Annotated in this window: 7 protein-coding genes and 1 pseudogene; 3 read left to right on the top strand and 5 right to left on the bottom strand. The window is 63.6% G+C overall.

What is annotated here, in order from left to right; translation table 11 throughout:
- Positions 1-199 precede the first annotated feature (199 nt).
- Positions 200-1,957: an asparagine synthase-related protein gene (locus DJ81_RS03625; protein WP_094588499.1), complete on the top strand. Its 1,758-nt coding sequence runs from the start codon at positions 200-202 to the stop codon at positions 1,955-1,957.
- Positions 1,958-2,001: 44 nt separating this feature from the next.
- Here DJ81_RS03625 and DJ81_RS03620 read toward each other — a convergent pair whose 3' ends face one another.
- Entirely contained in the window at positions 2,002-2,946 is a 945-nt protein-coding gene (locus tag DJ81_RS03620; protein WP_094588497.1) for a glycosyltransferase family 2 protein, read from the bottom strand.
- 275 nt (positions 2,947-3,221) lie between these two features.
- On the opposite strand from DJ81_RS03620, the pseudogene DJ81_RS03615 reads away from it, so the two are divergent.
- Positions 3,222-4,355 (top strand): annotated as a pseudogene (locus DJ81_RS03615) (glycosyltransferase family 4 protein); the annotation flags it as partial.
- 117 nt (positions 4,356-4,472) lie between these two features.
- Here the strand turns inward: DJ81_RS03615 and DJ81_RS03610 are convergent.
- Positions 4,473-5,948, bottom strand: a complete 1,476-nt coding sequence (locus DJ81_RS03610; protein ID WP_094588493.1) for a hypothetical protein — start codon at positions 5,946-5,948, stop codon at positions 4,473-4,475.
- 256 nt (positions 5,949-6,204) lie between these two features.
- Positions 6,205-9,258, bottom strand: a complete 3,054-nt coding sequence (locus DJ81_RS18650) for a hypothetical protein (RefSeq protein WP_141212519.1) — start codon at positions 9,256-9,258, stop codon at positions 6,205-6,207.
- Positions 9,259-9,916: 658 nt separating this feature from the next.
- On the opposite strand from DJ81_RS18650, the gene DJ81_RS03595 reads away from it, so the two are divergent.
- Positions 9,917-11,278 (top strand): sulfatase, encoded by a 1,362-nt coding sequence (locus DJ81_RS03595; RefSeq protein ID WP_094588489.1) that lies wholly within the window; start codon positions 9,917-9,919, stop codon positions 11,276-11,278.
- 55 nt (positions 11,279-11,333) lie between these two features.
- Here DJ81_RS03595 and DJ81_RS03590 read toward each other — a convergent pair whose 3' ends face one another.
- Both DJ81_RS03590 and DJ81_RS03585 read right to left on the bottom strand, forming a co-directional pair.
- Entirely contained in the window at positions 11,334-12,257 is a 924-nt protein-coding gene (locus DJ81_RS03590; RefSeq protein WP_094588487.1) for an aldo/keto reductase, read from the bottom strand.
- A gap of 263 nt (positions 12,258-12,520) precedes the next feature.
- A complete protein-coding gene (locus DJ81_RS03585) occupies positions 12,521-14,020 on the bottom strand; it encodes a lipopolysaccharide biosynthesis protein (protein ID WP_170938234.1) in 1,500 nt (499 codons plus the stop codon).
- Positions 14,021-14,066: the final 46 nt, after the last annotated feature.

Genomic DNA, 14,066 nt, shown 5'->3' with positions numbered 1-14,066 from the left:
GCCGCGGCGGGCCTTCCGCTGACTGCCACGTCCGTATGAGAGACCGGGATGCAGGCTCCCCTCGATGGACGGATGCCGTATCAGCGACCGCCCGACGATTCCGACCGCCCGACCCTCGAAATGATCGTGATCGGCGGATTCGGTCGCTGGACACATTATAAAACCCATAACAATATCTTGCTGCCCCGAACGCGAGCCCGTGCCGGGGTTATTCGGCGGAGATACGGAAGCACCGCCCCCGAAGGAGCTGCTGGAAGCGACGTACCGGCGATCGTTCCACGAAGAGAACGTGCTCTGTTCCGACCCGACGCTCGGCATCGTCCATCACGGTGAGCGAGACCCGGGTGGATACGACGCGGTTGACGGAGACGGCGTCGCGGGCGTGCTCTACGGAGCGCTGTTCGGTACTCCGGACGATTTCACGGAGAGCCTGGTCGAACGGATCCTCGACGACCCCGATGGCACCCTACCGACGCTGAACGGGTCGTTCGCGCTCGCGTGTCTGGATCGGGACGCGAATCGGTTCGTTCTCGCGACCGACAGGTTGGGAACCCGTTCGGCGTACTACACGCCCGACGGCCCGTTCGTGTTCGGGTCCGAGCTGAGCAGCGTCCTGACGGCGATTGAGGACCCGACCGTCGACGAGCAGTCCGTCTCGGACCTCCTGACGATGATACACATCTGGGGGGATCGGACGCTCGTCGAGGAGGTGAACGCCCTCAGACCGGCGAGCTATGTGCTGCGAGACGACGACGAGCAGAGCGTTCGTCGGTACTGGTCGTACTCGTTCGGTATCCGCTCCGAAGCCGGGCACGTCAGGGAGACCGCGGACGCCTACGCCGATTCCGTCGCCGCGTCGCTCGAAACCGTCTCGGGGACGCCGGGCGTCTGGTTGTCCGGCGGACTGGACAGCCGGATACTCGTTGCGGCGATGGAGCGAGGAGACACCGACTACCGGACGTACACGTACGACCGCGCGATGGACCCGAAGTTCGATCCGTTCCTCGACGACGTCGACATCGCGGGTTCGGTCGCCGACGAACTCGGCGTCGAACACGACGTCGTCGGCTTTTCGCCCGAGACCCTCGCCGAGCGGCTCCCGGAACTGATCGATATCACGGACGGCCAGCTCGCGTGGAACACGCTCATCCATCTCTCGCACGTCTTCGAGATCGACGCCGAAAACCCAACGGTGCTGTTCGAGGGCCCGACCCCGCTCATCACCGGTGAAAAGGTCGAATCGAATCATCTCGGACGCGCCGACCACCCGGCGGACGTCCTCAGCGAACTCCACACCAGAGTGGACGCGAAGTTAGTGAAATCGGCGTTGTCGGGCGACGTTGAACCGAAAGACACATTTATCGACGAAATCCGCGCCGTCGGTCACACCGACGGGGACGAGCAGATCAGGGCCGCGACCCATACGATGTACAACTCTCGAAAACACCTCAGCGGAACCAACAAGCTCGCTCGGGCTCGGGCCGGGACACGTGTTCCGATGAGCTCCGCGGCCCTCCTCGACCTCGTCGGCGTCTTTCCACGCTCGCTGCGTCGCGGACCGATCCCGCTCACGGGCGGGCGGATCCCGCACGTACCGTCCCGGATGAAGTTGGGACTGATCCGCGAATTAGACGGGACGCTGAACGAGATCCCGTACGGTGCGACGCAGCTCCCGCCGTCGTACCCGCACGCGGCTCACGGCGCGGGGTTCGTTGCGAAAAACGTCGTCCAACGGGCGTTATCGGGGAGCACCGTCGGAGACTGGTACCGCGAGAACGACCGCTTCCGCGAGGTCGTCGACGACCTCGTGTACGGGGCCGGCGACCGCGACCTCTTCAACGCCGAGCCGATCCTTGAGGCGAGGCGGGAACATCTCGAGGGAGAGGCCGATCACATCGTGTTCCTCTCGGCGGTGACGACCGTCGAACTGTTTCACAGACGGGTCCTCGACCGGTAGCTCCGTCGGAGTGCTCCGAGCGAGAGCTCGGGCCGACACCGACCTCACCGAAGCCCGCTGAGTCGTCGCTTCACCCACTGGGCGCTCCCGAAGGTCACCGGGCCGCCGCAGGCGAGTCCCAGGTAGAGATACGCCTCGGGGAGGAACGGGTCGTGCCGTAGCGCACGAAGCAGTAACCGGATCGCCGTGAGGTACCGGTCGGTGTCGAGGGCGGCAAAAGCGAGCGACTTCGAGAGGAGCGCGACGAACCGCCGTTCGGCACGCGGACCGCGCGCCGCTCGGATCCGTTCGCGGTGCCGATCCAGCAGGAACGGATACGCGATTTCCCGACGGTCGTCGAAGGAGTCCGTAATCTGCTCGTGGGTGCCGCGGGTCCGCACGACGACGGGGTCCGAGACCGCCTCGAAATCGCAGTGGAAGGCGAGTCGGAACTGCCACTCCCAGTCCTGCCAGCACGGGAGCCGCTCGTCGGGGGTGCCGGCGCTGTCGATAACCGTCGAGCGGACGGCGAACCGCGAGAACGATCCGACGCGCGTTCCGTCTAGGAGAGCGTCGAGCGCGCCGTCCCGGATCGTCGGTCGGGACTCTCCGATCTTCCGACCGTTTTCGTCGACCATTCGAACGCCGACCGTCACGACGCCTATCGACGGGCCGCCAGACTCGAAGGCGTCTACGTATGTCCGTACGACGGTCGGTTGCCAGCGATCGTCGTCGTCCAGGAACGCGATCACGTCGCCCCTCGCCGCCTCGATACCGGTGTTCCGCGCGGCGTTGGCCCCTCGGTTCCGCTGGTGGCGGATCACCTCGGTGCGTCGGATTCCCGTCGTGTCGCACTCGTCCACGACCGGTTCGATCGGATCGGGCGAACAGTCGTCGACGACGATCAGCTCTACCGGGGCGTACGTCTGGTTGGCGACGCTCCGGACGGCGTCGGGGAGGAAGTCCGGACGGCCGTATGTCGGGATGACGACGCTGACCAGCTCTACCATCTCCTCGACAACAGGACCGCGGTCGGTTTAGTTAATCATCGGTTTCCGGTCGGTGCGGTCCGTCCGCATCGACGGCGATCGCCTCGCTCTCCGGCACATGGGTCGTTCTCTGACGAGGCTCTGATTCGAGGGGTGTTGATCGGTGTCGTAGCGGTCCGCCCGGCGGCCGCGGCCGGCGACGAACGAACGACGGTCGGAAAGAGGATATTAACGATACGTCGGTTCAGAGAACGTGAGGGCATGGAGGTCGAAGGCTCGTACCGGATCGGGCGAGGCGCATGAGCGAATCCGACATCGATGTCCTCGTCGTAGGGACGTTTGGCGGCGGCGGGATCCACCACTACATCGATAATCTGATAGTTCATCTCCCGGACGAACTCTCGGCGGCGACGTACGATATGCGGTCCGACCCGAACGGCGACGGGGTCCGATGGCTGTTGACCTCGATAGTGGCCTCGATCGTCGCGGCCGTTCGGTTTCCGATTCGACGGCGGCCGGACCTCGTTCACGTCCATTCCTCGTACGCGTTTTCGTTTTACCGTGCGGCGTTCTACGTGTTCGTCGTCGATGCGCTCTGGCGTCGGCCGATCGTGTTTCACGTTCACGGGTCGTCCTTCGACACGTTCCTCGAGCGGGACTCGAGGCTCGTTCGATTTCTCCAGTCCGCGGTGTTCGAACGGTGTGACCGGATCGTCGTGCTCTCCGAGTACTGGCGGCGGGAACTCGAAACGCGGGCCCCGGATCGGAAGCTCGTCGTCGTTCCGAACGCGGTCGATCCGGACCGGTTCGATCCCGAATACGACCACGACCCCACTCGGCTGACGTTCGTTTCGTCGCTTATACCTCGGAAAGGCGTCCGAGAGTTGATCGACGCCGTGGACCGCCTGTCGTCCGAGGGACCGCCCGGTTTTGAGCTGGCGATCGCCGGGTCGGGACCGCTGAAAGATTCCGTCGAAGATCTCGCGGAGCGTCACGAGCACGTGACGTACCACGGGTTCGTCTCCGAGCGAGAGAAGTGCCGACTGCTCTCGACGGGTGACGTGTTCGTCCTCCCGTCCCACGCCGAGGGGTTGCCCATCGCGATGCTGGAGGCGATGGCCGGCGGCAACGCGATCGTCTCGACGACCGTCGGGAGCATCCCCGAGGTGATCGACGACGACGGAGGAGTGCTCGTCGAACCTGGCGACCCGACGGCGCTGGCAGACGCGATCGGTTCGCTCGCTCGTGACGACGCTCGGGTCGGACGGATGGCCCGAAAAAACCGGGATCTCGTTCGCGACCGGTACGCGTGGACGGCGATCGCCGGGCGGATCACGCGCGTCTATCGCGAAGTCACGCCTCGAACGGCGACGCGAACGGAGAGCGACCGGCCGTCAATCGATAGCGCACCGCGACGTCGACAGGAGTGACGCACGGGGAGAGACGTGCGAAACCCGAGTCGGTCCGCGACGCCGTCGTCTGCCACCGAGTCGGGGGACGGCTTGGACCGACGGTGATGCGGCTTCCGTGAACGGGATCGGCCCGTTTCAGAACGGGAGTTCCTCCGGTGCCTCCGAGGAGATCTGCTGTGTAACGATCTGCGACCCCGCGCCGGTGATCAGATACTGTGGGACGCTTATCCTCGTGTTTTCGATGGAGACGTTCTGGCAGTTGCGAACGCAGACGCCGTCGACGGAGCCTTCGGACGCGTATATCGTGCTTCCGCTGATGCGAGACCCGTCCCAGCCGTCTTCGATCGAAATGACCGCCCCCAGCGGTTGCGAGTCCCCGGACAGGTAGAATCCGACGTTGTCGAACGTGAACCCCTGCGGGGGTTCCGCCCCCGGCTTCCGGGGGTCAATCCGCACCGTCTGGAGATCGGTGTGATTGATCACCCGACAGTTCCTGAACGCGCCGCCACCGGGGTTGGACTGTCCGGTGTCGGTCCCTCGAATCAAACCCCACCCGCCATCGGAGAGAATTGACCGACAGATGATATCGCAGTTCTCGTAGGTCGGTTGCGAGTAACCTTGACCGGTGGAGTCGAGTAGGATTCCGTTGGCCCCGTGCTCCGACCAGTTTCCGGTGCCGATTGATTTGGCGTCCTCATGATCGATAACGACGGCCGCACCCGTTACGCTCGAGTCTTTCGAGGGATGATTCCCGTTGTGAATTCGGAGTGCAGAGAGACCGCAGTTCTTGAATAGGCCCCCTTTGACTGTCACAACACCGTCCGCCCGCGTATGGCGGACACCGTTAGAACCGATCTGGTGGATCTCGACATCCTCGAGAATGGTCTCTCCGACATGCGCTCCATAGAACCGAATTCCGGTCATAGAGCGGATACCGGTTGCACTGTAGTGTCCAGAGACGTGTGCGCCGTCGCGACCCATAATTACCCGTCTGACCGTGTTAGTGCCATCGACCGAGGGACAGCTCGGGTCGAGGAGCTGTCCCCGGTTAGTTACCTTCTCGGGGAGAAATCCGCGCCATTCGATGTCTTGTACTAACGATCCGTTGTTTGTACGACACCGAATTGTAACGTACTTCTCGTGGGTGTTAATCGTAAAGTTGTCTAGGAGGACATCTTCACCGCCATTCTGATGGACGAACCAATAGTCGTTCTCGGCGTTGGGGAACCGAAAGACGACGTCCGTGTGATCCTTGCTGGCGCCTTGAATCCCGAATCTCGATACGCTGCCCTCGATGACGCGCGACTTCGAGACCCGGTACTCACCTGGGGGGAACCGCACGAGCGTCCCCTCTCGATAGGCGCGAGCGAGCGCGTCGTCGACCGGATCTCCGCCGGTCGGGTCCATTCCGAGGTCGTCGACGGCGTTCACGATGCGGTCGAACTCGATTCCGTACGTGTTCACCTCGACCTCGTCAGGCGACGTTTCGTCGCCCTCTGGGTCAGAATCACGGTCGGGTGGCTCCTCGTCCGAATCGGAGCGGCCACCGCACCCGGCGAGCAGTCCGACACAGGCGGTCCCGGCCGCTGCGAGGTACTGTCGGCGGTCCATGCTACACTCTCCGGACGACTGCGGTGTTACTCAGTCGGAGCTCAGTCATTTGGCCGTGGGTTGACCGAATACACCTGAAGGGCACATTAATACTTGATAACTCGTACTCCTCTGTCATAATTATAGCTTGAGTAACGGGCAGTCGTTCGGGAGTTTTCACCGGGCGAGACGAACGACCTCCGACCCGGCGGCCCCGCAGTGCACTCGGCCCCCACCGACGTTCAAAAACGAGTGGGAGAGATGCCGTTCGGCGCTATCAGTTGCCGTTGAATCGGAGATCGGCGGATCCCTGAACGTTCATCGACAGGAGGCCACCGCTGAAGCGGTAGCCGTCGGTCTCGTCGTCGGTCACGCCCTCGACCGCCGTTCCGTCGATGACGTCATTCGCTTCGATCGGACCGAGGTCCGGGGACTTGCGCACGTGCCCGGAAGCGGTGAACGAGTACTCCGTCTCGTTCCCGTCGCCCTCCAGCAGGATCCAGTTCCGGAGCACTGGGTCTTCGTCGGTGTCGAGCAGCGTCGGTTCGACCTGCTGCCCGTTGAGATAGACGCCCGCTTCGCCTTCGAACTGGAAGTAGGCGATCTCGCCGTCGAATCGGAACCCCTTGACCCCGTCCGTCACGGTGCCCTCCACCGAGGATCCCGGGACGAGATCGCCGTCGTCCGAGACGTTCGGATCGCTCTTCAGCTCGCCGTCGACAGAGAACTCAAACGTCGACGACGTGCCCGTGCCGATTATCGTCAGGCGGTTCGGCAGTCCGTACTCGTCGGGGTCGACAGTCTCGCCGTCGACGAGAACGGTCCCCGGTCCTTCCAATCCGATAGAGACGATCGCGCCCGAGATCCGATAGGAGTCGCCGCCCCAGCGCTTGTCGTCGCCGGCGTACCCGGCGACGACGCCGGTGACGGTGTAGGTGCCGTCGCCGTTCTCGACGATGCTGTCGCCCGGAGAGACGTCGGGGTTCGAGGGGTAGTCCCCGTCGGTGGCGTGTCCGATCGGGCCGTCGACGGTGAAGTTGTACTCGAACGCGTCCGCGTCGTCGTCCGCAATGACCCGAAGCGTCCGGTCGGGTTCCACGGTGTACTCGTCGGGATCGATCGCGTCGCCGTTCAGGAGAACGTCGGCCGGTCCCTCCTTCGAAACCCCGAGTAGTTCTCCGGAGAACCGGTAGGAGTCGCCGCCCCAGCGCTTGTCGTCGCCGGCGTACCCGGCGACGACGCCGGTGACGGTGTAGGTGCCGTCGCCGTTCTCGACGATGCTGTCGCCCGGAGAGACGTCGGGGTTCGAGGGGTAGTCCCCGTCGGTGACGTGTTCGACCCGACCGTCGACGGTGAGGCTGTACTCGAACGCGTCCGCGTCGTCCGCCGCGATAACGCGGAGCATGTGTTCCGTGCCGTCGTCGCCGGTGCCGCTGTCACCGGTGCCGTCGTCGCCGGTACTGTCGTCTGTGGAAACGAGCTCGGCGGTGTCTACCGCTTGGCCGTCGATCGTTACAGCGGCCGGACCGTCGAGGCTGAAGGCGGCGAACTCCCTGGTGAACCGGTAGGAGTCGCCGCCCCAGCGCTTGTCGTCGCCGGCGTACCCGGCGACGACGCCGGTGACGGTGTAGGTGCCGTCGTCGTTCTCGACGATGCTGTCGCCAGAGGAGGCGTCGGGGTTCGAGGGATAGTCACCGTACGTGGCGTGTTCGACCCGGCCGTCGACGGTGAAGCTGTACTCGAACGCGTCCGCGTCGTCCGCCGCAACGATCTGTAATCGACTGGGGTCGTTCTCGAACCCGTCTCCGTCGTCGCCGACGGACCAATCGGTGTCTTCGGAGACGTCGTAACTGACGTTCGAGGTCGTGACGTCTGCGTTCTCGAGCACGGTGGCTCGGCCGGTCACGTCGATCGTGGTGTCCTCGATCGTGACGTCGCTGCAGTTCTCGATGAACACCCCGTCGAGATCTCCGTCGGGCGCGTGAATGATGCTGTTGCGGATCACCGACCCGTCCCAGTCGTCGCGGAGAACGAACGCCGCTTCCCTGTACTGGTCCGGGCTCGTCATCTCGATTTGGCAGCCATCAAATATCCAATAATGAGGTTCATCAGCATCTTCGCTGTCGAGTTCATCTATCCACACCGTCTGGAGGCCAGTGTCGTTATATATGTTACAATTTTGAAATTCACCGCCGGTCGGGTTAGATTGTCCGCTATTATTACAGCGAACTGCACCCCATCCGTCGCTATTTTTTACATTTCTAACATCTACCGTACAATTCTCGAAGATGGCAGAAGCGGACCCCGCCCCCGTCGAATCGAGCATTATACAGTTTGTACCTGCCTCGTGCCACTCTCCGTCACCAATCGGAAGCGCGTCATCGTGGTCGATGATCATCTCCGCGTTGGTGATCGTGGATTCTTTCGTGGGATGGTTACCCCGGTGCACACGAATGTGTGCAAGGTGACAGTTCTTCGTCCAACTGTTCTCGATTGTAACGACACCATTCCCCTTCGTGTGACGGATACCGTTAGCCCCGCACTGGTGAATCTCGATATCTCTTAAAATAGTCTCCCCGGAGTGATTCGGATAGAACCTGAACATACTCATCGGGACGCGACCGGTGGCCCACGGATGGCCGTGAACGAACGCGCCGTCACGTCCCATCACCGTTCTGACGACCCGGGTGACACCGTCCTGATCAAGCGTCCCGAAGTCGGCCATCTGTCCCGGATTCTCCTTCTGTTCGGGGTAAAATCCGGCCCACTCGACGTCCCGGATGAGCGAACCGTCGTTGGTCCGAACCCGGATGGCGACCAGCTTGTTGTCGCTGTCGACCGTGAAGTTGTCGAGGAGCACCTCTGAACCACCGTCCTGATGGACGAACCAGTACGCATTATCCGCGTTCGGGAAGTGGAACGTGACGTCTTCGTGGCTCTCACCAGTTCCCTGGATCCCCCATCGGCTCTTCGACCCGGAAAGCACGGACTCCGTCTCCACCCTGTAGTCGCCGGGTGGGAACTCGACGAGCGTCCCGGTTTCGTGAGCGGCGCTCAGCGCATCGTCGATCGGATCGCTACCGGTCGGATCCATCCCGAGGTCGTCGACCGCGTTCACCACTCGGTCGAACCGGATCCCGTCCCGTGTCACTGCGGCCGAACCCAGTCCCGAGGCGCCGAACACCGCACCCGCCGCCGCCGCACCGAGTTTTATGTAGTTGCGCCTACCCAGTCCGCCGACGCCTTCGGTTTCGCCGTCGTTTCCGCCCGATTCCTCGCGATCGATTGAGCTGTCGCTATCGACGTCCTCGCTTACCAGCTTGCGTGCCATTGCAAGCGTTAATATGATCCTATACGGGATAAATGTATTGTTAATTATATGTTTCGAGTTCCGTGATTTTCGAGTACATAAATCAGAAATTTCGTGATTTTCCGGATCAGCAATCTGTTTTTGGGGCGATCACGACAACATTACTGTGGCGTGTTTGTTACCAATTAACAGTTGTTATGTTAGTATTAACGTCGGTTAGAAGCCGTGATAGCCGGTTTCCCCGGTCTGTGGAAACCGTCGTAACCCGGAGTTAAGCACGCGGAAACCGGTTCCAGATCAGTCGGATTCGACGCGCGTTCGTCTCGGAGGCGTCGGCGAACCGCGAGCGCCGAGACGGTCGAGCGAACGAGTCGAGACCGCGAACGGCACACGCCTCCCCGCCACAGCGTGGAACCGGGACGCGGTCACGGAGCGGGCGGATCCGCGGATCGACTCTCGACTGGGGGCCAGCTCGCCGGCCGACGTCCGGGCGGAAGTGCGGTGCGTGTGGCCCACGTGCCGCGAGCGACTGCCCCGACTCGCGATCGAGTGGGCGGAGACCGCTGGATCGTTCCCTGGAACCCCGGCCGGCCGACGGGTCGCCGCGCGTCGAATTCAGTCTCCGGCAGTGCGGCGTCAACTACTCTATAACGAAGCCACTCCTCCGTTCAAAACGCGTATGAGCCAGCCCGACGTCTTGTTCGTCGTCCTCGATTCAGTCCGCCGGGACCGCGTCTCCGCGTACGGACACGACCGAGAGACGACTCCGAATCTGGACCGGTTCGCGGAGGAGGCGACGCTGTTCGAACACGCCTACACCCCGGCACCGTGGACGCTACCGTCGCACAGTTCGATGTTCACCGGACTGTCTCCGAGCGAACACGGCATCACCAACGGCTTCTCCGACCAGTCGCTGCGACTTCCCGACTCGATCGAGACGCTCACGGAGCGGCTCTCGGCGGACGGCTACCGGACCGCGGGGTTCTCGAACAACCCGTGGGTCGGCACGCTCTCGGGGATCGACAGGGGGTTCGACGAGTACGTTGAGTGGGACCTCGAGATCGGCGTCGACGGCGACGCCGACATCTCGACGACGCGGGACCGGCTGTACTCGGCGGCGCACAATCTGCTCGCACAGGGCGCTCGCCAGCCCGTCTTCCTGCTCAAACGACGGCTGTTCACGTCGAACCTCGTGGACCGCGCGAGTCGGTGGATGCGAGCGACCGCCGAGGACGAGTCTCCGACCTTCACGTTCCTGAACCTCATGGAGGCGCACAGCCCCTACTTCCCCCCGAGAGACGCCTTCGAGGCGCTCGACCTCTCGCCGCCGGGGCCGATCGAACCGCGCCTGTTGAACACGAAGCTCCTCGCGTACGTCCTCGGGCGAGCCGACCTCCCGCCGGAGCGACGGGAACGGGTCCTGGAGTTCTACGACGCTAGTCTCCGCTACCAGGACCGGAAGCTCGATCAGCTGCTGTCGACACTGAAAGAGACCGGACGGTACGACGACTCGCTCGTGATACTCGTCGCCGACCACGGGAAGAACCTCGGTGAGCACGACCGCGACGGCACGCCGCCGCACTCCACGCGGCCGGTCAACACGAAAGTCCCGCTCATCGTCAAACGGCCCGGTCAGGACGCGCCGAAACGCGTGTCACAGCCGGCGGAGCTGACCGGGATCTTCGACCTCGCTACCGAGCCCGAGCTGTCGCCGACGGCGACGCTGTGCGGGAACGAGGCCGCGCTCGTCGAGGACTACGTCCCCCACACCGGACGCACCAGCGAGCCGACCACCCGGTGGCGGGTTCTCGCCGACGGGACGCACCAGTACGTCAGGGCCGACGACGGCAGGGAGTACCTGTTCGGACCGGACGGGAATCAGGTGTCGGAGGACCGGGAAACGCTCCAGAATCGGTTCGCGACGGCGATGGAGAGTCGCGTGGCGCGGCTCTCGGAGTGGGGAGACGAAGAGAAGGCGGATTCGGAGGGGCTCTCCCGCGGCACGGAGTCGCAGCTCGAGGACCTCGGGTATCTGGAGTAAACGGGCAGCGGTCGCGTCCGGACGGTTCGCCGGTGACCCCACCGGATGAGCCGCCCTACAACGGGAGCGCGTCGCGAACGCGCTTCGGTACGTACTGGCCGACCTCGCTTCTGAATCGGGATATCGCGCCCCGATCCGTGTTCAGCCTGTACCACAGCGGCCCCTCGAGCTCGTGGACCCGTTCCATCTCGGCGTCCGTGAGTTCGAAGTCGAACACGTCGAGGTTCTCCCGGAGGCGGTCCGACCGAACCGTCTTCGGGATCGTGACCACGCCGTCCTGCTGGACGAGCCACCTGATGGCGACCTGTGCGGCCGACTTCCCGTACCGGTTCCCGATCGCTGAGAGAGCGTCGTCCTCGGCGACTCGCCCGGCAGCAAGCGGGCTGTACGCGGTCAACAACACGTCGTTGTCGCGACAGAACGAGAGCAGATCGTCTTGGTGATAGTACGGGTGGTACTGGACCTGATTGGTCGCTATCGGAGCGTCGGCGGCGTCCATCGCCCGCTCGAGCTGTTCGATCGAGAAGTTACTGACGCCGATGTGGTTGACCTTCCCGGCATCGACGAGCCGGGAGAGCGCACCGAACACGTCGTCCATGTCTCCGTCGGGGTGCCACCAATGGATCAAGACGAGGTCGATCCGGTCCATTCCGAGCCGCTGAAGCGACCCTTCGACCGCCTCGATCATCCGATCGCGGCTCAGAAACTCCGGGTATCCCTTTATTTTCGTCGTGACGAAGACGTCTTCTCGGTCGACCGACGAGACCTCGATCGCGCGGCCGACCGCGGCCTCGTTCTCGTACGCCATCGCCGTGTCCACGTGCCGGTAGCCGATCTCAAGCGCCTCGGAAACGGCGTTGAAACACTCGTATCCGCCGGTCCGGTAGGTCCCGACCCCGACGGGCGGTATCGCGGTCGCGAGGCGGTTCGATTCAACGTTCTGTTCTGGCTGCACCGGGGTCTTGGGATTCAGTTCCATCGTCGATCACTCCGACGCGGAGAGACCGCTCAGTTCAGAGGTGCCGCCGGAAGCGTTCGGTGCGGTTCCCGGCCTGTGTACAGACATTGTATACTACGGTATTCACCCTGCTAGCATTGTTATTCGACTAGTAAACCAGGAATCTGACTGGTTTACAAATCTTCGGGGAGTGAAACCTGCGAGGTCGGACGGCCCGGCGGGGTGAACGCGGCGATCGGTTCGGATCACTCGCGACGCCGAGAACGGTTGGTTCGATGCTCCCTCTAGCCGAAGCTCCCGGCGATCGAACGGATGTCGCCTTCGATCTGCCACGGAGAGTACCGCATCAGGAAGAGCGAGACGGCCGAGTAGACGACGATACCGGCGGGGATCAGAACCACGAGTTCGACGAGGAGGCTCGTCTCAACCATCCCGCGGGCCGTCCAGAGGCCGCCGAACATGACGCTCGCAGCGACCAGCGGGTAGAACCACTCCCGGAAGAACGCCGTCGCGTCCACCCCCGTGAGCCGCGAGACGAGGTATACGTCGAGCGGCAGCATCGGGAACGCGTACACGCCGACGACCGTGAGCGCGACGCCCTCGAGACCGAACCGCGTGGCCGCCGGCCAAATAACCACGGCGATGCAGGCGACCCGGATAGCGGATATCTTCGCCAGTATGTCCGGACGGTCGAGCGCTTTGAACACGGACCCGAAGTTCCGCGTGATCGAGTGGAACAGTCCGTACAGCGCCAACAGCTGCATCGGACGGATCATCCGGGTCCACTCGTCGCCGAGGACGATCGGGACGAAGCTCGGGGCGATGAGCGCGATGCCGAGTGCCATCGGAATCGTGACGAACCCCGTGACCCGCGTCGTCGCGAGTAGCGCTTGGCGGAGCTCCGCCGGGCTGTCCTGGAGCTTCGAGTACGCGGGGAAGCTGACGCTGGCGATGATCTCCGACACCTCCGAGGAGGGGGTGTCGGCGAGCCGATACGCGTACTGGTAAAACCCGAGCGCGGTCGCGGAGATGAACCACCCGACGAAGGCGTCGTCGCCCTGTTGATACAGGAAGTAGAGGATCGATGAGGCCGTGATCCACTTGCCGTAGTCGATCAGCTCCTTCGCGGCCGAGACGTCGAACGACGGCCACGGCCGGTAGTCGTGAACGAAATACGAGAGTCCGAACCGAAAGACGTCCGCCGAGATGTACGCGAACACGAGCGCCCAGACCGTCGGCGAGACCAGCGCGTACCCGACGCCGACGAGGAACTGGACGAACCCGCCGCTGACCTGATACACGAACTGCTTGTGGAACTCGAGGTCCTTCCGGAAGTAGATCACACCGGGGTTCCGGAGCCCGTACAGGAGCGGCCCGACCCCGATGACGCGGATCAGCGGCGTCGCGGACGGCTCGTCGAAGAGACCCGCGATGACGGGAGCGAGGAGGAAGAGCGCCCCGAATATCACAGCTCCGCGGGCCATTTCAAGACACCACGTCGTGTCGAGGTACGTGTCGACGTCCTCGGCCTCGTGCTGGATCAGCGCCGAGTTCAGGCCGATCTGCGAGAACCGTCGCGTCGCGCTCAGCGAGAGCAGCGCGATCCCGACCAGTCCGAACTGCCGAGGCGAGAGCAGGCGCGCGAGGACGATCAGCATCAGGATCTGCAGGAACCGGCTCGACACCTTGATCGCCCCCGACCACGCGCCGCTCCGGACGGTGCGTTGCAGGATCGATCCGCCCGGAACGACCGCCGCGAGAAGCTCGCGGAGGCGGCTCTTCACGGTCCGTTCCCCGTCTGACCGGACGGGGGTGCTGCGGGCGGTGTGG

This window comes from Halorubrum sp. Hd13 (genome assembly GCF_002252755.1).
Classification (GTDB): Archaea; Halobacteriota; Halobacteria; order Halobacteriales; family Haloferacaceae; genus Halorubrum.
The sequence above is the reverse complement of the archived record's forward strand: the minus strand, read 5'-3'. Positions and strand labels throughout refer to the sequence as shown.